The sequence below is a fragment of the Paenibacillus terrae HPL-003 genome (genome assembly GCF_000235585.1).
Classification (GTDB): Bacteria; Bacillota; Bacilli; order Paenibacillales; family Paenibacillaceae; genus Paenibacillus; species Paenibacillus terrae_B.
In genome coordinates this window covers 1,346,464-1,367,066 of sequence record NC_016641.1, presented here as the reverse complement: position 1 = coordinate 1,367,066, position 20,603 = coordinate 1,346,464, and the positions used below count along the sequence as shown (strand labels likewise).

General features: G+C 46.6%; 18 protein-coding genes. 14 read left to right on the top strand and 4 right to left on the bottom strand.

The genetic code is table 11. The features are described 5' to 3' along the window. Nucleotides 1-24: 24 nt before the first annotated feature. Entirely contained in the window at nt 25-1,479 is a 1,455-nt protein-coding gene (gene gtfA / locus HPL003_RS06205) for a sucrose phosphorylase (protein ID WP_014278780.1), read from the top strand. Here the strand turns inward: gtfA and HPL003_RS06200 are convergent. Then, nucleotides 1,421-3,589: a helix-turn-helix domain-containing protein gene (locus HPL003_RS06200; protein ID WP_014278779.1), complete on the bottom strand. Its 2,169-nt coding sequence runs from the start codon at nt 3,587-3,589 to the stop codon at nt 1,421-1,423. The genes gtfA and HPL003_RS06200 overlap by 59 nt on opposite strands. 35 nt (nt 3,590-3,624) lie before the next feature. Beyond that, nucleotides 3,625-4,308, bottom strand: coding sequence for a hypothetical protein (locus HPL003_RS06195; RefSeq protein ID WP_014278778.1), 684 nt, complete (start codon nt 4,306-4,308; stop codon nt 3,625-3,627). A 344-nt stretch (nt 4,309-4,652) separates the two neighbouring features. Between HPL003_RS06195 and HPL003_RS06190 the strand changes: the two genes are divergently transcribed. From HPL003_RS06190 to HPL003_RS06170, 5 genes are all read left to right on the top strand, one after another. Next, nucleotides 4,653-4,970: a PTS sugar transporter subunit IIB gene (locus HPL003_RS06190; protein ID WP_014278777.1), complete on the top strand. Its 318-nt coding sequence runs from the start codon at nt 4,653-4,655 to the stop codon at nt 4,968-4,970. Further along, entirely contained in the window at nt 4,963-5,295 is a 333-nt protein-coding gene (locus tag HPL003_RS06185) for a PTS sugar transporter subunit IIA (protein ID WP_014278776.1), read from the top strand. The genes HPL003_RS06190 and HPL003_RS06185 overlap by 8 nt, the downstream gene beginning before the upstream one ends. 86 nt (nt 5,296-5,381) lie before the next feature. Next, nucleotides 5,382-6,710 (top strand): PTS cellobiose transporter subunit IIC, encoded by a 1,329-nt coding sequence (gene celB, locus HPL003_RS06180; protein WP_014278775.1) that lies wholly within the window; start codon nt 5,382-5,384, stop codon nt 6,708-6,710. 73 nt (nt 6,711-6,783) lie between these two features. After that, on the top strand, nt 6,784-8,193 hold the full coding sequence (locus HPL003_RS06175) for a glycoside hydrolase family 1 protein (protein WP_014278774.1): 1,410 nt from the start codon (nt 6,784-6,786) through the stop codon (nt 8,191-8,193). Between the two features lie 203 nt (nt 8,194-8,396). Further along, the gene (locus HPL003_RS06170; protein ID WP_014278773.1) at nt 8,397-9,107 is read left to right on the top strand and encodes a GntR family transcriptional regulator; all 711 of its coding nucleotides are present in this window, start codon (nt 8,397-8,399) and stop codon (nt 9,105-9,107) included. Nucleotides 9,108-9,203: 96 nt separating this feature from the next. Here the strand turns inward: HPL003_RS06170 and HPL003_RS06165 are convergent, their stop codons facing one another. Continuing rightward, nucleotides 9,204-9,740 (bottom strand): PadR family transcriptional regulator, encoded by a 537-nt coding sequence (locus tag HPL003_RS06165; RefSeq protein ID WP_014278772.1) that lies wholly within the window; start codon nt 9,738-9,740, stop codon nt 9,204-9,206. A 216-nt stretch (nt 9,741-9,956) separates the two neighbouring features. Here HPL003_RS06165 and HPL003_RS06160 point away from each other — a divergent pair, with 216 nt between their 5' ends. Next, on the top strand, nt 9,957-11,228 hold the full coding sequence (locus HPL003_RS06160) for an L-lactate MFS transporter (protein ID WP_014278771.1): 1,272 nt from the start codon (nt 9,957-9,959) through the stop codon (nt 11,226-11,228). Between the two features lie 36 nt (nt 11,229-11,264). Continuing rightward, entirely contained in the window at nt 11,265-13,214 is a 1,950-nt protein-coding gene (locus HPL003_RS06155) for an oxidoreductase (RefSeq protein ID WP_014278770.1), read from the top strand. A 211-nt stretch (nt 13,215-13,425) separates the two neighbouring features. Here HPL003_RS06155 and HPL003_RS06150 read toward each other — a convergent pair whose 3' ends face one another. Continuing rightward, nucleotides 13,426-14,994: a family 43 glycosylhydrolase gene (locus HPL003_RS06150; protein ID WP_014278769.1), complete on the bottom strand. Its 1,569-nt coding sequence runs from the start codon at nt 14,992-14,994 to the stop codon at nt 13,426-13,428. Between the two features lie 296 nt (nt 14,995-15,290). On the opposite strand from HPL003_RS06150, the gene HPL003_RS06145 reads away from it, so the two are divergent. The 6 genes from HPL003_RS06145 to HPL003_RS06120 all read left to right on the top strand — a co-directional run bounded on the left by HPL003_RS06145 (nt 15,291) and on the right by HPL003_RS06120 (nt 20,596). Next, nucleotides 15,291-15,848 carry a glycerol-3-phosphate responsive antiterminator gene (locus HPL003_RS06145; protein ID WP_043922577.1) on the top strand — a complete coding sequence of 186 codons (558 nt, stop codon included), beginning with the start codon at nt 15,291-15,293 and terminating at the stop codon, nt 15,846-15,848. A 161-nt stretch (nt 15,849-16,009) separates the two neighbouring features. Beyond that, nucleotides 16,010-17,080, top strand: a complete 1,071-nt coding sequence (locus HPL003_RS06140) for an extracellular solute-binding protein (RefSeq protein WP_238533449.1) — start codon at nt 16,010-16,012, stop codon at nt 17,078-17,080. A gap of 28 nt (nt 17,081-17,108) precedes the next feature. Further along, on the top strand, nt 17,109-17,924 hold the full coding sequence (locus HPL003_RS06135; protein WP_043922576.1) for an ABC transporter permease: 816 nt from the start codon (nt 17,109-17,111) through the stop codon (nt 17,922-17,924). A gap of 1 nt (nt 17,925) precedes the next feature. Then, nucleotides 17,926-18,714: an ABC transporter permease gene (locus HPL003_RS06130; RefSeq protein WP_014278765.1), complete on the top strand. Its 789-nt coding sequence runs from the start codon at nt 17,926-17,928 to the stop codon at nt 18,712-18,714. A gap of 2 nt (nt 18,715-18,716) precedes the next feature. Next, nucleotides 18,717-19,766, top strand: coding sequence for an ABC transporter ATP-binding protein (locus HPL003_RS06125; RefSeq protein WP_014278764.1), 1,050 nt, complete (start codon nt 18,717-18,719; stop codon nt 19,764-19,766). Nucleotides 19,767-19,798: 32 nt separating this feature from the next. Beyond that, nucleotides 19,799-20,596, top strand: a complete 798-nt coding sequence (locus HPL003_RS06120) for a sugar phosphate isomerase/epimerase family protein (RefSeq protein WP_014278763.1) — start codon at nt 19,799-19,801, stop codon at nt 20,594-20,596. Nucleotides 20,597-20,603 lie beyond the last annotated feature (7 nt).

Sequence of the window (20,603 nt, the reverse complement as noted above, 5' to 3'; positions counted from 1 at the left end):
CGGGAGAACAGGGGAGAAACCATCGTGTCCATCAAAAATGAAATTATGCTTATTACTTATGCAGACAGCATGGGGAAGAATTTGAAAGAGCTGGGGGAACTGCTAAACGACCATTTTAAACAGGTTATCGGTGGCGTCCATTTGCTTCCTTTTTATCCGTCTTCGGCAGACCGTGGCTTTGCTCCGACGACCTATGAGAACGTTGATGCACCCTTTGGTGACTGGGAAGATATTAAACGGCTGTCTCAGGACTTTTACCTCATGTTTGATTTTATGATTAATCATATCTCTCGCAGCTCGGCGTATTTTCAGGACTTTGTCCAACATAAAGACGCTTCGCCGTACGCCGACTTGTTTATCCGGTACAAGGATTTTTGGCCGAATGGAGAGCCCACTCAGGAAGAAGTGGATTTGATTTATAAAAGAAAGCCACGTGCGCCTTATATTGATGTCGAGTTTAAGGATGGTACGACGGAAAAGGTATGGTGTACCTTTGATGAGGAACAGGTGGATCTTAATCTGCACTCGGACGTGACCCAGCAATTTGTCAGAGAAAACCTGATTCGTTTGTCTGAAAAGGGTGCTTCGATCATCCGACTCGATGCTTTTGCATATGCTACCAAAAAAAGAGGAACCAATTGTTTCTTCGTGGAGCCTGAAATTTGGGACATGCTTGGTGAAGCACAGGAGATATTGAAGCCTTACGGCGTCGATGTTCTGCCGGAGATTCATGAGCATTACTCCATTCAGTTGAAGCTTGCTGAAAAGGATCATTGGGTTTACGATTTTGCCCTACCTATGTTGGTGCTGCACGCATTGTATAGCGGTAATAGTAAGCGTCTCACTCACTGGCTGAACATCTGTCCGAGAAAGCAGTTTACTACGCTGGATACGCATGATGGAATTGGAGTCGTTGATGCCAAGGGCTTAATGACGGATGAAGAGATCGAAGAGACCAAAAATAATCTGTTCTCCAAGGGAGCTAACATTAAAAGGGTATACAATACGGCCGCCTATAATAACCTGGATATCTATCAACTCAACTGTACGTATTATTCAGCACTCGGCAACAACGATGATGCCTATGTACTGGCTAGAGCCATTCAGTTTTTTGCACCGGGCATCCCCCAAGTCTATTATGTAGGGCTGCTGGCAGGTGAAAATGACATCGCGCTATTGGAAGAAACGAAGGTAGGTCGTAACATTAACCGGCATTACTATTCCCAAGAGGAAGTCATTGAAAACCTGGAAAGACCCGTTTTGAAGCGATTGTTTCAGTTGATGAAATTCCGCAATTCCTATCCTGCTTTTGATGGTGAAATCAAAATCGTAGAAGCTGGAAATTCCGATCAGTTGGAAATCGAATGGGAAAAAGGAGGCTATCGTGTCCTTCTGAAAGCCAACGTGCGGACTCATGCATTTACAGTTGATTATGTAGATCTGGAAAAAGGGTCCCTTGTGCGTCTGACAGGCGTTTAACGGATGGGCGGATTTTCATTTTACGGTAATCACCGGGCGTGATGCCTTCCAGCTTTTTGAACATGCGGCCAAAGGCAATGGAAGTTGTATAGCCAACCTGCTGCGCAATATCCTGCACGGAAGCTGTGGTTTCCACCAGTCGTCTTTTGGCATCCTCCATGCGGAGCTGCACGAGAAAATCCACGAATTTCATGCCAAATTCCTCTTTGAACAGTTGGCTGGCGTATTTGGGCTTTAAGGCGAACTTATCGCTTATATGTGTCAGGGACAGATCGGGATCGGCAAAATGCTCCTCAATGTAGCGTTTGACCCGATTAATCGTCTCCAAATACTTGTTAGACGTCTTGTACAACACATATTGTGCAAAATAACGCTCGAGCTGTGCATGAAACAAGGTATGCAGCTCGCTTAGCTGTCCTGTATGCTCCATCTGTGTCCGAAGCCGGGCTACAACTTCCTCCAGCTGGCTGCGGATGACAGGGTCGGCCACACTTTCGGCCTCCTCCAGCAGCAGCATCAGGCCGTATTGTACGATAGCGAGCAGCTCCTCATCGGCCAATCGCTCTTCCTGCATTCGGCTGAAAATTGCGTCAATCTGCTGTTTCCAGCCCTCGTTCATCGCGCGAAGCTCCTTCATACATGCTGCCATCATCCGGTAATAGGAATAGGCGGAGTAAGGAGCCGCTTGTGCAGTGGCGGCGTATGGAATGGCGGTGTGCTGATCGTGAATCAGCTTGTAGCGCAAGGCGGCGTTCGCCTGCCTGAACGAATCGGCAGCATCTGCCAACGAATGAGCGGGCAACCCGACACCGATACGCACCGTCAGGTTGAGATGGTGTTCCACCCAGCGGGTCAGCCTGCTCATCCGCTCCATCAGGTCGTATTCGGTGCTCAGGCTGGTTGTATCTGTTATTTCGGACATCCAGAGCACGACTAGCCGATTCGGGGCAATCCATTCCGTCTCCATACTGCCTTCCATCTGCCATTGCTCGCGGATGACATGGACCAGCGAAAACTTGAGAAATCGCTGGTCACGCTCTCCATTACGCAGCGTAAATTCCTTGTAGTTACCCAGCTCTACGACAGCCACGGTGCAAGTGTCCCGCAGCTCTGGCAGTCCGAACAGACGTGTTTTCTCCTGCCACTCTTCGAGGGTGACGGGATGCTCGCCTTCCAGCCAGTCCCGAATGAACTGGCGCTTGCCGAGTATCCAGTCCTCCTGAACCGCTACCGCAATTCCAATCGCAATCCACAGGTAGGAAATGACGGATACCCACTTGGAAAGAGGCCCTTTTTTGAGGCCGCTGTGCAGGGTCCAGCCGAGATAAGAGGAATGGCGCTCGAAGGTATATTCTTTGGTATCCGTTAAGCGATCTTTGTCCCCACTTCCTACGGCAGTCTGGAGAGATAGCCCGTTTGCATCCCGTATATCAAGCAACGCCACATCGGGACTGGTCATATGGTCAATCCGCCGAATGAGCTTGTCGGTGTCTACATTGATTACGACCATGCCCTGACTGCCAAGCGGCAGCGGGAAGCGCTGAACCAGGGAAATGACCTGTCCGGGCGGCGTCAGCATACTATCTGTGAATGAGCGGGCAGGCAACCATTTGCGAGCACGGTTCGAGGAGAAATGGGCAGCAATGAACTCCTTGTCCGGGAAAGCAGACAAGGGGGTGATTTCCCGTTGCGTCAGCACTACGGCATCGGCAGAGCGGTATACATAGATGGAACGAAGCTCGGGGTACGCACCCGCCAGCTTGTCCAAATCACGGGACAATTCGTACTGGGTCACACGCATATTGTCTCCTGTAGCATCGTTCATGAATCGGTTCAGGGAACGGTTCACCGCCAGCTCACGCAGCACGGATACTTCGGTTTCCTCCACCGTGGATTCCAGCGTATCTGCGATGTATTCGGTCGAAACAGCATTCTCCTTTTCCGCTTCCTTCGTCATTTGATCTGTCACGATAATAAAGGACACAAAAATAACGGCAGAGATCATCGTCAGCACAAGCGGCAGGTAAGACAGCAGTATACGCTTGTAGCCTTTTTTCTCGACCCATTCATCCGCCGCCGCTTTACGCCTGCCCGCTGTTCTCACCTTCACTCTGCCGTACCCCTTTCTGCATGTCCTAATAACATCTACAAATATTGACGCTTCAGCTCCTGTACACGGGCTTCAATTCGTTCCGGTATGATGCGAAATAGTGAAGACCACGGCATGAACAGCTCCGGCGCGAAGTAATATTCCTCAAATTCCATGGCTGGTACGAAGGACAATGATTGGAGATGGCGCCATACAAGCCCATCAATTTCATCATTCGTGGCAATTAGGCCGTGGAACAGCTCGTTCGTCAGCAGCCCGTCCACCCCGGCGCGTTCGTTCGCATTGGTGTACAGGTCAGGCAACAATTCGAAAATGTCCGTGATCGGCGAGAAAGCGTGCTTTCCCGGTTGAGAGTACAGACGCACATGCGTACCGTCTAGTAGATTACTGCGGTCCTTGAGCAGCCCCTTGAGCACTCTGCCGTGGAAGCTGGCTTCGCAGTCTACGACCTCACCATCCTGCCCGACATAGACCCATACATGCTCCAGCTCATAGAGGTGACCGATTTCGTAGTCCCACCAGATGGCGTATTCTACAATATGCTTCACCCGTTCGTCCGAAAATTCCAATGTGCGACGAAAGGAGGGGGAAGGACCCGGTTGATCCAGCACCGTAACACCAACAAAATCCGGGTAAAACGGTTCCCGCTGATCAAACATCAGGTAAGGTGCATATCGCAGCCAAAGAGCGGTATTGTTGTCGTTATCGGTTACATTCATGGGCGGAACCTCCGTATCGTGTAATGTAGTGAAGCTATGAATACCTGTTATTTCTGCTAATCATACAACTGCTTGTATTCCTCGTCTATATGACCCCCCGGTCCGCACTTCGAGGGACGAATGATGCACTATTCTAATATTCTGAGCCTCAAATGTTATTGAGAGATTAAAGAGAAGAGATGAAAGCGTTAATTTTGAGGAAAAAAATAAAATGTGTCATTTTAACAAAAGTCTATACATATAAATTAAATGTATAGACAAATTTAAAAAGTGGATTTATAATTACGCTGTAAACGTTTTCTGGTAGTTAGCATCCAATCAGACCTTGAAGGGAAGGAACAATCATGAAGAAAATTTTACTGGCGTGTAGCTCAGGTATGTCTACAAGTTTGCTGGTTACCAAAATGCAGGATTATGCCAAATCTATTGGAGACGAGGCTGAAATTTGGGCAGTAGGTCAAGATCAGGCGACAGAAGATATGGCTAATGCTGACGCGGTATTGATTGGCCCGCAAATGAGTTTTCTTAAAGGACAGCTGGAAAAGGAAGCAGCCCAATATGGTATCCATGTAGAAGTGATTGACATGATGGCATACGGAATGGTTGACGGCAAGAAAGCCTATGAGCAGGCAGTGAAGCTGGTGGAACGTAAAAATGGATAAAGTCAATATAGCTGAACTGACGGAAGAACAAATTAGTTTCCAACTTATTCTTCATAGTGGAAGCGCTCGCAGTAAAGTAATTCAGGCGCTGAGCGAATACCGGAATGAGAATGTAGAAGGTGCGGACGACCTGCTCAAGCAGGCGAAGCAGGACTTGCGTGCTGCGCATGATATCCATTTTCAAATGGTCAAGAAGGAAGCGGGAGGAACCCAAACTCCTTTCTCGCTCCTTCTGATGCATGCCGAGGATCATCTGATGTCCACGGTTACCATGAAGGATTTGGTTCTAGAGCTGCTGGAGCTTTTCAAATCCAGAAATTTATAATCTGTACACAAGAGCTTGTGAAATTTGGGACAAGAGAATTTCGCAACAAACCTGATGCAAGTTACTTCGCGGGGGAGGAATAGGCTTTGTTTGAAAAATTAAGCCAAATTTTAATACCTATTGCCGGTAAACTGAACAACAACCGCTATCTTACTGTACTGCGTGATGCATTTATGTTGTCATTTCCATTAACGGTTTTCGGCTCTATTATCGTCGTTATTATTAATCTGCCGTTTCTAAAAGGGTGGATGGGCGAGGGCAATCTGACGGCTTTTCAGAATCTGCTGAATATTGCGCCCAATGCAACACTGAATATCATGACCATGTTCGTGGTCGTGGGGATCGGATATTATCTATCCCGAAGTTATAAGGTCGAACCGATATTTGGCGGTATGATCGCTTTGGCCAGCTTCCTGATGCTGACTCCGTTCGTGCTGACTCAAGAGAGTGGCGCTACGATTGCAGGTGTTATTCCGGTTGACCGGATCGGGGCCAAGGGCATGTTCCTCGGGATGATCGTCGCTTTTATCGCGGCTGAGATTTACCGAAAGGTGACGCAGAAGAAGATTGTTATTAAAATGCCACCAGGGGTTCCGCCAGCGGTTGCCAAGTCTTTTGCTGCGTTGCTTCCTGCGTGTATTACGCTGGGCATATTTTTGATCATCAACGTTGTGGTTACTCTGACGCTTCATAATAACCTGCATGATTTGATTTATCATGCCGTTCAGGCACCGCTGGTGCATTTGGGCAGTGGAATTATACCTACATTGATTGCTATTTTCTTTGTTCAGCTCTTATGGTTCTTTGGGCTTCATGGTCAAATCATTATCAACTCGGTCATGGACCCGATCTGGAATACGCTGGCACTTGAAAACTATGAAGCGTACTCCAAAGGTTTGGAACTGCCGCATATTATCACGAAGCAGTTTTTAGATATTTATACAGTAGGTATCGGTGGTACAGGTATGACACTGGCTGTCGTGCTCACGATTCTGATCTTCCTGAAGAGCAAGCAATTGAAGCAGGTCAGTAAGCTGGCCCTTGGACCGGGCCTGTTTAATGTCAACGAACCCGTCATATTCGGTCTGCCGATTGTGATGAATCCGCTTATTTTCGTTCCATGGGTCATTTCTCCAATGATCGTTACGCTGATTACTTACTTTGCCATGTCCACTGGAATTGTACCGCCGCCAAATGGGATACAGGTCCCTTGGACGATGCCATTGTTCTTTAGCGGAATGATGGGTACGGGTTCCTTGGCGGGTGGACTGCTGCAACTGTTTAATATGGCTGTCGTCTTTGTCATCTGGTTCCCATTCCTGAAAATTATCGACCGGGTGAACGTTCGTAAAGAGCAGGAAGAGGAGATTGGCCAAGCAGCCGTTGCAGGTAAGGATCAAACTGTTGGAATGTAACATGAATGAGCTGCTGGATTAGCAGCTTGTTCATTGGAAAAGAGAGAGGAGTAGAGCTGTGAATCATACCGAAATGAAAGATATAGAGAAGCAAGCCATTCAATACCGTTTTCCTTCCGACTTCTGGTGGGGTTCGTCAGCTTCGGCTACCCAAACGGAAGGAACCGTGGAGGGAGACGGCAAAGGACCGAGCATATGGGATTATTGGTTTGAGCAGGAGCCGAACCGTTTCTATGACGGGGTTGGTCCTGCCGATACGTCCCGTTTCTATACCCGTTACAAAGAAGATATTGCACTCATGAAAGAGCTTGGTCACAACTCTTTCAGGTTCTCCATTTCCTGGTCGCGTCTGTTTCCGGCGGGAAGAGGTGCTATGAACCAGCAGGCGGTTCAATTCTATAATGCTGTCATTGAAGAATTGCGACAGGCGGATATTGAGCCGTTCGTGAATTTGTATCATTTTGATTTACCGATGGCTTTGCAGGAAAAGGGGGGCTGGGTGAACCGGGAGACAGTCGAAGCTTACGTGGATTACGCTAACACTTGCTTTGAGCTGTTCGGGGATCGTGTAGCCAAATGGTTTACGCATAACGAGCCAATTGTCCCGGTGGAAGGCGGCTATCTGTACGATTTCCACTATCCGAATGAAGTGGATTTCGGCAAAGCTGTACAGGTGGGATATCATACCCTGTTATCGAGCGCAAGTGTCATTAAGGCTTACAAAGAGGGAGGCTATACGGGCAAAATTGGTATTATTTTGAACCTGACGCCAACCTATCCGCGTAGTCAGCACCCGGCAGACGTGCAGGCTGCTGAAATATGCGATGCGTTCTTTAACCGTTCCTTTTTAGACCCATCTGTGACGGGAGAATTTAATCCTTTGCTCGTGGAGCTGTTACGCCAAGAGGGATTTGTCCCAAGCATGGAAGACGGAGATCGGGAGATTATACGCAAGGGCACGGTTGACCTGCTGGGCATTAACTATTATCAGCCGCGCAGAGTCAAGGCCCGCGAAAGTCTGCCGAACCCGGATGCGCCTTTTGTGCCGGAACGTTTCTTTGACTATTATGTCATGCCTGGTCGCAAGATGAATGAGATGCGGGGCTGGGAGATCTATGAGAAGGGTATTTACGATATCCTGACCAATGTCAGACAGAATTACGGAAACATTGAATGCTTTATCTCGGAAAACGGGATGGGTGTTCAGGGCGAAGAGAAATTCAGGGATGAACAGGGTATGATCCGCGATGACTATCGCATTGATTTTATCCGTGAGCATCTAAAATGGGTTCAACGGGCTATCTCGGAGGGCTCTAATGTGAAAGGCTATCACCTGTGGACGTTTATGGACAACTGGTCCTGGTCGAACGCCTATAAAAACCGCTATGGCTTTGTATCTGTCGACCTGCAGGACGGAGGTAAACGATCCGTTAAACAAAGTGGGCACTGGTTCAAGCAGGTGATCGAAAATAACGGATTTTAAGGTGGTCCTCTGGACCGCCTTTTTTTCTTCATTACCGAAAAATGGACTATGCCGTATGCCGCTGGTGAGAAAGTGTAATGTTCGGTATACTTACTTATACCGTAACACCTTAACGTCCCGCCTGCAGAACAAAATGAACCAGCGATACCGATGTTTTGGTAAAATGCTGACATAAAACAATTTTTAGTACAGGTGGTAGACAGATGAATAAATACGAGCGGATTGCACAAGAGGTCAAACAGCGAATTATGGATAAAACCTATAACGGTATTGATCCGATTCCCGATGAAATTTCACTGGCAAGTGAGTTTCAGGTAAGCCGAATGACGATCAAGAGGGCATTGGATACGTTGGTGATGGAAGGGCTGCTGAATCGTAAACGAGGACACGGAACCTTTATCGTCAAATCGGTTCACAATGGTCCTGTTAATGTTGTCGTAAATGAAATGCTGGGGTTAACCAATCTGCTGCGCGGGAAAGAAATCAAAAATAAAATCGTAGCCTTTGACGTTCAATTTCCATCCGAGGAAGTAGCGACTCATCTATTTATTGATGCCAATTCTCCTGTATATCATGTTATCCGTCTGCGTGTTGTGGAGGGTGAGCCATATGTTATCGAGCGCACGTACATGCCCACGAAGCTGATTAGCGGTATTACCGAGCAGGTGTTGTATGGCTCGGTGTACAAACATATTAAGGAAGAGTTGGGCCTTAATATTGTCGGTTCACATCGTACAATTCGCGCGTCCAAGTCGACAGAGCTGGATCGGGAGCATTTGGACTGTGCAGCGGATGATCCAATCTTGGAAATTGAGCAGGTGGGGTATCTGGATACGGGTATACCATTTGAATACTCATTCTCGCGGCATCGGTACGACAAATTTGTGTTCACCACAGTGAACCGGATGCGTTGATAAGTAAAGAATAAAGCATAAGGGTCCGAGCTACAGATTCTCGGATCCTTATGCTTTATTTTGGTTAACAATAAGTTCAAGGGAAAAGGAGATGCTCTACTTTTTACAATAAGAAATAAAATTTTCTAGCCATTGTATGGTGATAGTTTCGCGTAAAATAGCACCATCTAATACAAGATAATCGCCAAAATTATCACTATCAAGAGGTGGAATAGTTTCATAGCGTTCTTTATTTTTGCGTAAATGTCCCAGCCTATCTTGATGTTGAAGCAGCTGATGTTCCAACAAATATAATCGGGTTGTTATGTCCAGATTATTAGAAAAATACATTCTCAGCCTAAACACATCTTTGGGAGTGGGTTCAATAGGCTCTGCTTTTTTTAACCATTGTAAAAAATCTTCTTTGCCCTTCTCCGTAATCGAATACAACTTTTTTTCTAAAATTTCCCCGCTAATTTGGATCTCGTAGACGATAAGTCCCTCATTAAGCAGTTTTTTTAATTCTGGATAGATCTGACTGTGCTTTGCAGACCAAAATTCGCCTAAATCTTTACTGAATTCTTTACCGATATCATAACCAGTCATAGGTTCTTTATTTAACAAGCCTAGGATGGCATATTTTAAAGTTCTCATAAGGCTCTCTTCCTTATACATATTCGTCGTTTATTGGTTAAGTATAACATATTTAGCGAGTCCACTATAAGATTGATACATATATTCAAAAACACGTTCGATAAATCGTATAAATACATACATGTTTCTGTTGATATATTTGAAAGTGCGTGTTAATATTAATTCGAAATATGTGAATGATTTCACAATACAACGACGAGGGAGAAGAAGATCTTAGTGGAACTTACAAAAAAGAGATGGATTATTCTGATTGCAAGCTGCTTTATTAATCTGTGTATTGGATCAATTTACGCGTGGAGTGTATTTTCTGCCCCAATGGCAGAATATTTGAGCAGCGTAACAGGACTTAGTTTAACACCGGGGAATTTGGCTATAGCATTTACGATTACAAATTCGGTAGGTCCTATCACGATGATTTCAGGTGGCTGGATTAATGATCGGTTCGGGCCCAAGAAAGTGATTTTTGTAGGGGGCTTGCTGTTTGGAGGCGGTATGATTTTATCAGGATTTGCAACATCTGTAGGTTACCTGGTATTGGCTTACGGTATCGTACTCGGCCTAGGAACGGGAATGGTTTACGGATGCACAATTAGCAACTCTATTAAGTTTTTCCCTGACAAACGGGGATTAGTTGGCGGTATAACAACGGCTGCTTATGGAATAAGCTCAGTTATTATACCTCCTATTGCCAATAGTTTAATCAGTAGGTCTGGTGTGACATCAGCATTCATTATCATCGGTATAGCATTTCTTATTATTGTATGTGCTGCTTCTTTCTTCATTGAGAAATGTCCCTCTGATTTTGTCCCTGCAGGATGGACACCCAAGACTGTAAATGTTGGCCGTTCTATTCAGAACGACAAAGACTGGAAAGGCATGCTCTCAAGCCCTCTGTTTTATATCATGATCTTGTTATTAATGTGTGGTGCTTTTGCCGGACTCATGTGTACATCACAAGCTTCTCCTATAGCTCAGAAAATGATTGGGATGTCTGCGGCAGCCGCTACGACAGTTGTTTCCGTATTGGCATTGTTTAACACTGGCGGACGAATCATTGCAGGCTATATTTCAGACAAAATCGGTCGAATCAATACCCTGGCATTTTCTTCTGTCTTTTCGGTCATAGGACTCACATTGCTTTATTTTTCAGGCGAAGGTAGTGTGTTGACATTCTATATTGGTATTTCAGTTATTGGTTTATGCTTTGGCGCACTGATGGGGGTATTCCCTGGATTTACAGCCGATCAGTTTGGTGTGAGAAATAATAGTGTGAATTATGGAATTATGTTTATTGGATTTGCAACAGCAGGATACTTTGGCCCATCCATTATGAGTCATGTTTACAGCACAGACAGTAGCTATCAGAGAGCCTTTGTCATTGCGGCCGTACTTGGCATAACAGGACTTGTTCTAACATTTGTATATAAGTTCACTACCCGCAAAAATCAGAAGCTGGCTGTGGATATGAATCAGAAAGCTATCAATTAACCCATAGCAATAAATACAGATAAGGAGCATGAGATCATGCAAAGAAAATATCCCAATCTATGTAAACCAATCACAATTGGAAATGTGACTTTCAGAAATAGAATGTTTGGCTCTCCTATGGGAGGTACGGATATTACAGCAGACTGCACTATTGGACCCAAATCTACAGCTTTTTATGAATTAAGAGCAAAAGGCGGTGCTGCGTCAGTTACAGTCAGTGAAGTCGTGGTTCATCCCGAGACAGAAGCTTCCCATATGTACCATCTGGATCTGGGGACAGTAGATTCTCTTGCTAGTTTTACCTATACTGCAGACGCTATTCGCCGTCACGGGGCAATTGCCAGTGTAGAATTGTCTCATTCTGGACAGTATGCAGGAACTTATCTGACTGACAAAAATAAGAAACAAGGACTTGCTCAGTGGGGCCCCAGCCCCGGAGTACGTCCAGACGGCAGAGAAGTAAAGGAACTTACGCAAGAATTAATTGATGATATCGTAGCAGCTTATGGTAGATGTGCTGGACTTGCCAAGAGAGCAGGTTATGAAATGATTATGGTTCATGGCGGACATGGATGGTTGATTAATCAGTTTTTTTCTCCTTATTTCAACCGCAGAACAGACAAGTATGGCGGAGTTTTGGAAAACAGGGTGCGGTTTGCACAGGAGGTTCTTGACAGTGTCCGTAAAGCTGTGGGTTGTGGTTTCCCAATCGAGTTTAGAATGAGTGGTTCAGAGTTATTTGAAGGCGGCTATGATCTGACAGAAGGTATAGAAATTGCTAAGTTAATCGAATCAAGAGTCGACTTGCTCCATGTATCTGCAGGAACTTATCAGACAGGATTTGGTATCACACATCCTTCGATGTTCTTGCCTCATGGAAGTAATGTTTATCTTGCAGCAGAGATCAAGAAGCACGTAAGTGTTCCGGTTGCAACGGTTGGCGGATTAAATGACCCGGCTCAAATGGAAGAAATTATTGCCAGCGGTCAGGCGGATATTGTTGAAATGGCTCGCGCACTGCTGGCTGATCCAGAGCTTCCAAGAAAGGTGATGAGCAACCGCGATGAGGACATTATTAAATGTCTGAGATGCTTCACCTGTATGGCAGAACGTGCAGAAACATCCACAAGACGCTGTACGGTTAACCCATTAATTGGTCGTGAAATGGATGGGACAGAAATATATCCTTCCCCTAATCCACGCAAGGTTCTAGTAGCCGGTGGAGGCCCAGGCGGACTTTATGCAGCTCTTACTGCAGCTAAACGAGGACATCAAGTCATTCTATGTGAGAAGTCTGACGAGGTAGGCGGTATCTTGAGGGGAGAACAGGCGATTCCTTTTAAATATGAGATGTATGAGTTAGGTGTTACTCTCGGAAAACTGGCCAAAGACGCCGGCGTTGAGATTCGTTTGAATACACCTGTTACTAAAGAGTATGCAGAGAAAGAAAATGTGGATGCGTTAATTATAGCAGCTGGTTCCGCAGCAATTGTTCCTCCAATTCCTGGACTGAATGGTGATAACGTAGTCATTGTTAATAACTACTATCTGGAGAAGGATAGGGTCAGCGATAGCGTAGTCGTATTAGGAGGCGGTCTGGCTGGCTGTGAAGCAGCAATTCACCTTGCTCAGGAAGGTAAGACTGTTCATCTGGTAGAGATGAGAACGGAACTGGCTCCGGATGCTAATATTAGACATCGTCCCATTATGTTAAAAGAAATCGAAAAGAATAACATTCAAGTTCATTTAGGGTTCAAAGGGCTATGTGTTACACAAGAAGGTGTTGTTTGCGCTGATCCAAATGGTGAAGAACATCTTGTTCCAGGTACTTCAGTCATTTGTGCGCTTGGACAACGGCCAAGGAGAAACGTAGTAGATGAGTTAATTGATTGTGCACCTTATGTTTCACAAATCGGAGATTGTGTTAAGGCATCTACGATCACGACCGCAATATATCAAGGATATCATGCAGCGCTTGATATCTGATGATCTGCGACTCACGATCACTGCCTGGCCTGTGACACTTCAGGAAGTTTAAGAGAGGACTCGAACATAGCGGTTCAACACAAATCGCACAACTCTTGCAAATGGGTACAACATTGCGCAAGAGCTGTGCGATATTTTTTAAGGATTACAGATGGTACGGATGGTCAGGATGGTATAGCCTTTGGTGAATTCTTCTTACGGCCTCAAGGAGTTAAGGCAATATTCCAGGTGCGAAAGTTGAGTTACCAAGTAATCTGATTTCATGCACTGTCGGGGTATACCAGTTGTTCGGATTATTAAATAGCACCGCATTTACCAGATTGATTCGCACGTAACGTGCTTGAAAATTGACCTTGTCACTGGTAAAGCCATACGCGGTATTACCCGTGCGGTCAATGGTGGAATAGTTAACTCCATCCGTGCTGTACTCTATTTTATACTTATAATACGCTTCAGATCCTTTGTACATAAACCAGGAAATATCTACTTCACTGATCGTCTTCGTACTGCCGAGATCAACCTGCCACCAAGCGGGCCAGGATGCAGATGCAGCCTTCCATGAGGTTTGGGCGTTACCGTCATTCGCCAGCGAAGCTGGAGAGCCGGAGGCGGCTGAATTGGCAGTCGCCGTTTGGCCTTGCGCGTGATTCACAAGAGAAGGCAGAATGACGTTGCCTGTCGTAGCATCCAGATCCCAACTGCTGTACCAGTTCAGCGTTGCCGTCTTACTGGAGTCGTTCAGGGTCAGCGGTAGCCATATGAACTTGTGGTCGCTCAGATTGAGTGGATTCCAACGGTCGCCCATATAAATGTAGCTGGTTCCTGCGCTGCCTGTAATGGTGGCGATGGAGTGAATCTGCGAGCCGTAGGCTGCCGGGTCACCGAAGGGTGAAAGTGCAGACCAGCTTCCGGTCATGGAGCTGGCGGTTGCATAAGCACCCTGATTCGGATACCAGCCGGATGCCTGCGAGGTAAACAGGTAGTAGGTGTTGTTCTTTTTCACAACAGCAGGGGCTTCGCGGTAGCCATTCTCGAAGATCCAACCCACAAATGATTGCACGCCCGTATAGTCGGCTGTCAGCTTGAAGATTGCCATCGTATCGTTGGTACCGCCATTTTTACGAGAAGCTGTAACGAGATAGCCGCTACCGTCGGTATCCGTGAACACGGTCATATCACGGGACTCATAATTCAGCGGGCGGAAGCTGCCTTGGTAGACAAAATTCCCGTCGGGTGTATCGCTGGTAGCGACAGCTACACGACCGAGTGAATAGTCTGAACCATTTTCATAATGCGCCCATAGCACATATTTTCCGGTGGTTTGGTTGTAAATGACTTTGGGACGCTCGATTTTGCTGGAATTCAGCTCAGGGGCGGAATTTTTGGTGAGGATGGTGCTGCGGAAGGACCAATTTTTCAGATCGGTAGAGGTATAAACGTTCACTTTTTCAAATTTCCAGTTTTCAGCATGCTCGCCGTACCAATAGTAAGTGGAGCCTACCTTTAAAATATTACCGCTGTTCGCCTGAATCGGGTTACCTGCGGTGTCTTTCCAATCCGTTCCGTTAGTAATGGCAGTGCTTGCTGCTACGCTTAGGGATAATTCGGCATTGGCGGCGTCCAAACCATTCAGCGTTTGGTTTACCTCGGTCCCGTAGGTTGCTTGCGTAACGTCTGTTGTATTGGCATGTACTGCATCGGGCTGAAGACCTGCACCGGCCACTGCAAGCAAAATACAAATCCATGCGCCTAACCATTTGCTGCTATTAATCCATTTCATGGTATCATCTACCTCCTTTAATAAGGATAAAATGGGCCGGAACGGCTTGTCCGGTACCTCATTTCTGATTTTATCTTAATTGGAAGCGTTTACAAGTGGGATAAATTGAAGTCTTTGATGATTAAATTGTAAAACAAATGAAATTATAATTTAAAACAGATTTGATACTGCGATGACAAATGTTGATTATTGTTGAACATAAGCGAAGGCAGATGAGCATGTGCTATTATGATCCATTGCTGTTTATCATTTGGCTAACGATGCTTGACGCGACTATGAAGGAAGAAGGAAGCCATATGAACATCAGAGAAATGCTCCAGACTCACCCTATCATTGCGGCAGCAGAACATGATCATGTGGCGCTGGCCGTTCGCTCTAAAGCGTGTGCGGTGCTGCTGATGCATGGCAAGATTACAAGTCTGCTGGAGACGGAATTTCAGGAACTGAGGAAGCAAAAGCCGGTGTTTGTGCATACTGATCTGGTCAAAGGGCTTTCCAATGATAAAGAGGCTGCAGCCTTTCTGGCCGGGCATGTACAGCCTGCGGGCATCGTAAGCACCAAGAGCGCTACGATTCGTGCGGCCAAAAAAGAAGGGTTGCTAACCATTCAGCGTGTTTTCCTGATTGACACAGGATCGTTCCATACCGCAATTCGCAGTATTAAAGAGAATGGACCTGACGCAATTGAAATCATGCCGGGTATCGCACCATCTATTATTCCGATTTTTCAGGAACAGACAGGCTTGCCTATCATTGCTGCGGGGCTGATATCGACACCGGAACAGGTGGAAGAAGCAATGAAGGCAGGTGCAGATGCCGTATCGCTAAGCCGATCAGAATTATGGAATCTGTAGGTCCGTGAATTTCATACGATATCTTGGGTGGAGACCATGAGAACCCATAGCTATCCTTTACTGAATGTGATAAGGGGATGCCTATGTGTTTTTTTTGTGTTCTCTTTTGCATTCAATCGTTCAAGCAGTACAAAAAATCTCAAGGAACAGGTGATTAAGAAATGATGAAGAAAAAATGGGTATGGGGTACAGTCAGTGCGGTAATGGCATTAACTCTGGCAGCATGTTCTACAGGGACAGGTACGAGTGGAGCTGGACTGGCTGGTCAAGATGGCAGTAGCACAAGCAAGGTAGCCATTGCATACAATAACCCGCCATTGTGGGCCAATTGGGAAGCTGTCCAAGCCAAATTTATGGAAAAGACAGGAATTCGTGTCCCGGCAGATAATAAAAACAGCGGACAAGCCATGACCGCGATGATCGCAGAGAAGAACAAGCCAGTGGCAGACGTGGCCTATTTGGGCATTACCTTTGGACCGCAGGCGGTTAAAGAAGGAGTGGCTGAAGCCTACAAACCTGAGCATTTTGACGAAATTCCTGCAGACCTTAAAGACCCTGACGGTAAATGGATGGCTGTCCATTACGGAGCGATTGCTTTCATTGTGAATAAGGATGCGCTCGGGAATGTGCCTGTGCCTCGTTCATGGGCTGACCTGCTCAAGCCAGATTATAAAGATAAAGTTGGTTTCTTGGACCCGACTTCCGCAGCAGTGGGGTATAGCGTGGTAACAGCAGCCAATATTGCTATGGGTGGAACGCTCGATAATTGGGACCCGGGCATCCAATATCTAAAGCAATTGGAACAAAATGGTGCAATCCATCCGAAACAGACGGCAACTGCCAAAGTTATGAAAGGTGAGATTCCAATCCTTATTGATGCTGACTTTAACGGATATACGATGAAATACAACGATCAGGCTCCTATTGAAGTCGTGATTCCGAAGGAAGGCTCTTTGAAGGTTCCTTATATCGTGTCCCTCGTCAAAAATGGTCCTAATCAGGACAACGGCAAGAAATATATAGACTTTATGTTATCGGATGAGGGTCAACAGTTATTCGCTCAAGGTTATGTACGTCCAATCCGTAGTGTAGATATTCCCCGTGAAACCAAGGATAAATTTCTGCCGGAAAGCGACTATGCGCGTGTACAAAGTGTAAATTATGAACAAATGAACAAGGTGCAGACAGAAGTGAATGAACGTTGGAAGAATGAAGTAACCGCTGGCAAATGATAATGATAAAGAGGAGAGAAGTATGGGTATGGTAAGGCACAAAATCTTTTTTCTAACGCCAATCATGATCATCTTCAGTTTCTTTTTTCTCTATCCACTGGTTATTCTCGTGTTAACGAGCCTGAGGAGTGAGGGAGACGGAGCGATGACTCTCCACAACTACACACAAATACTTACTGATCCCTACTATTCTAAAGCACTCGTCAACAGTTTGCTGCTCTCCCTTGCCGCAACCGTATCCTCTCTGGTTCTGGCAGGACTTCTAGCCTTTTTTCTGGCACGGAACGAATTTAAGGGCAAAACGCTGTATTTTACCTTGCTGACATTTCCAATGTCGCTTCCGGGTGTAGTTGTTGGCTTTATGGTCATTATTTTGTTTGGTACTACGGGTGTAATGCCGATGTTTAGCAAATGGTTGACAGGTACGCCTTCCATGGCATTTGCCTATACGATCACAGGCATTTTGCTGGCTTACTTGTACTTTGAGATTCCGAGGGTCATTTTATCACTGTATGGGGCAATCCAGCATTTTGACCGGACTTTGGAGGAGGCGGCCAGAACGCTGGGAGCGTCACCCTGGCAGGCGATTCGTTATGTGGTGCTACCGACCGTATTCCCGATTTTTATAGCTTCCGGTGCACTGGCTTTCTCTACATCGATGAGTGCTTTTGGTACTGCGTTTACGCTGGCTAATGACTTCGACATATTGCCGATCCTGATGTATAACGAGTTTACTTTAAGCTTCAAGATTGAGGTGGCCAGCGCGATAGCCGTTGTGATCGGAATGATTTGTGTGCTGATGAATCTAACGAATCGCATCATTATGGAGAGGGGGATGCGCTAATATGCAAAAGTTGGGCAAAGGCATCATGTATGCTTTGATTGTGATCGTCAGCCTGTTCATAATGATCCCCCTTTTGTTCACCGTGATCGGTTCGTTCGCCAACTACTGGGGGTCAAGCCTGTTTGCTTCGGGCTGGACTTTAAAATGGTACCGGGAAGTGTTCCACTATTACGGCGCCACCATTCTCTTCACACTGGTGATTGCTGTCTCAACCGTAATCATCAATGTGCTGCTGGGCACGATGACGGCTTACCAGTTTTCCAAAACGAACAGCCGTTGGATGATGATCATGGAGGAAATTTTGACTTTGCCGATTGCAGTGCCGGGGGTCGCGATTGCGTTGGCGCTAATCCAGACTTATGCGCCGCTTCGGGAAGCGGGGTGGCTGATTTTGCTAGGGCATGTCATTGTTACGTTCCCTCTGATCTTCAGGACTGTGCTGGGGACGCTCAGAACCAAGAACTTCAAGGCACTTGATGAAAGCGCGGCTACGCTGGGAGCAGGTCCTTTTTACCGTTTTTTTTATGTTATTCTGCCAAGTATCAAATCAGCGGTATTGTCGGGAGCCATGCTGGTATTCCTGCTGTCGCTCGGAGAATTCAATATGACATTTTTCCTGTATACACCGCTTAAGGTGACCCTGCCTGTAGGACTGTATGAAGCTTACTCTTCACTGCGGATCGAGATCGGGAGCGCGTACACGGTGGTATTCCTGGTCATTGCAGTTCCATTGATGTTCATTCTGCACAAGCTGAATCAGTCTTCGACGTATACCAGAGGAGGGGGCTAAACATGGGGGAAACCTATATTCGCATTCGTGGGGTGCATAAGACGTATCCGGACGGAACGGCGGCACTTGAACCGATCAATCTGGACGTTCAGCATGGTGAGGTTCTGGTCCTGCTCGGGCCTTCGGGCTGCGGCAAAAGTACCCTGCTTCGCATTATGGCTGGTCTGGAGAAGTCCAGCGACGGCTCCATTAACGTCAATGGAGTGGAGATCAATCATCTGCTGCCGGAGAAGCGGGATATTGGGCTGGTGTTCCAGCAGTATGCCCTGTTTCCGACGATGACCGTTGCGCAGAACATTGCTTTTGGCATGAAGCTCCGCAAGAAGAGTAAGCAGGAGATTGCGGTTAAAGTGCAAGAGATGCTGGAACTGATGAGTCTGCAAGAACTGAAGGATCGCAGGCCTTCTCAACTGTCCGGCGGACAACAGCAAAGGGTGGCGGTAGCGCGGGCGTTGGCTACGGAACCCAAAATTTTGCTGATGGACGAGCCGCTGACAGCACTGGATGCCAAGCTCAAGGAGTACTTGAGGATTGAACTGGCCCAGCTCTTCCGGAAGCTGAACATCACGACTATTTATGTTACGCATGATCAGGTGGAGGCTATGGCGATTGCCGACCGGATTGCGGTGATGGATAAAGGAGTGGTTCGGCAGATCGGTACGCCCAAGGAAGTATATCATCAGCCAAAATCTCCTTTTGTGGCACAATTCGTCGGACAGGTCAACCGATTAAGGGGACAGGCCGTCCATACGAAGGAAGGCTGGTCGGTGCAGTTCGGATTTGCCCTCACACCATATCACGGCAGTCGGGATTTTATCGAGGGTGAGGAAGTGGAGGCATTCCTCAGACCTGAGGATATTGAGGTTGAAGCGTCAACGGGTCAGGGTTTCCCGGTTCGTATCCGGGAAAGCATCTTCCTCGGGGAGCGCTATAGAGTCATAGCGGATGCAAATGGACATAAGCTGCTGCTGGACGTTCCCAATGATATTCATCTAAACGAAGGAGATCAGGTGCAGCTTCGGCTTCAGCATCACAAGCTTATTTATACGTAGCACAACATACAGCATTGAGGAGGAACGTCAGCATGAATACACAAATCAGCTATTCCGATCTTCCATTATTAACCTGTTCTGTAGAGGAGAACGTGGAACAACTGGTGAACCACGGCGCGGATAAAATCGAACTGCTTATGGACGGTATCCAGTGGGATCGCATGGACGAGCAGATCAAGAAGATAGGTAAGGCTTTGCGGCTTCACCATTCTGCCTTTTCCGTTCACCCTCCAGCGTGGGATACGAATCTGACGAGTGAAAACCAGGCTATCCGCACGGCTTCTTATGAGGAGTACAAAAAAGCCATTGAATTCGCGCATGAGATTGAAGCAGAACATGTGGTCATCCATCCGGGCTTTTGCTTCTCTCCAGCCTTCGACAAGGCTGGAGCTCAGCAGCGTGCACAGGAGTATCTGCACCAGCTTTGTCAGGTAGCAGGGCCTCTTGGGGTCAAGTTGGCAGTTGAAAATGTAGGCTATAACGGTGCCTCCATTTATTCGGAACAAGAGTATTTGAGCTGTCTGGATCAGATGGATCATACGGCAGGTTATTTGATTGATACGGGGCATGCCCACTTGAATGGCTGGGATATTCCGCAAATGATTCGCAGTGTGAAGGAACGTTTGTTTTCTGTTCATATTCATGATAACTCCGGTGTTGGTGATGAGCATTTGCCGATCGGAGAAGGCTCCATCCACTGGCAGCCCATATATGATGCACTACAAGAAGTGGATGCTCCCTGTCAACTGATTCTGGAATATTCTCCTGGAACAGCCCTGAACCAGTTAGTGAAAGGAAAGCAACTGCTCCGGCAGCATCTTGCACTATAATCCTTTG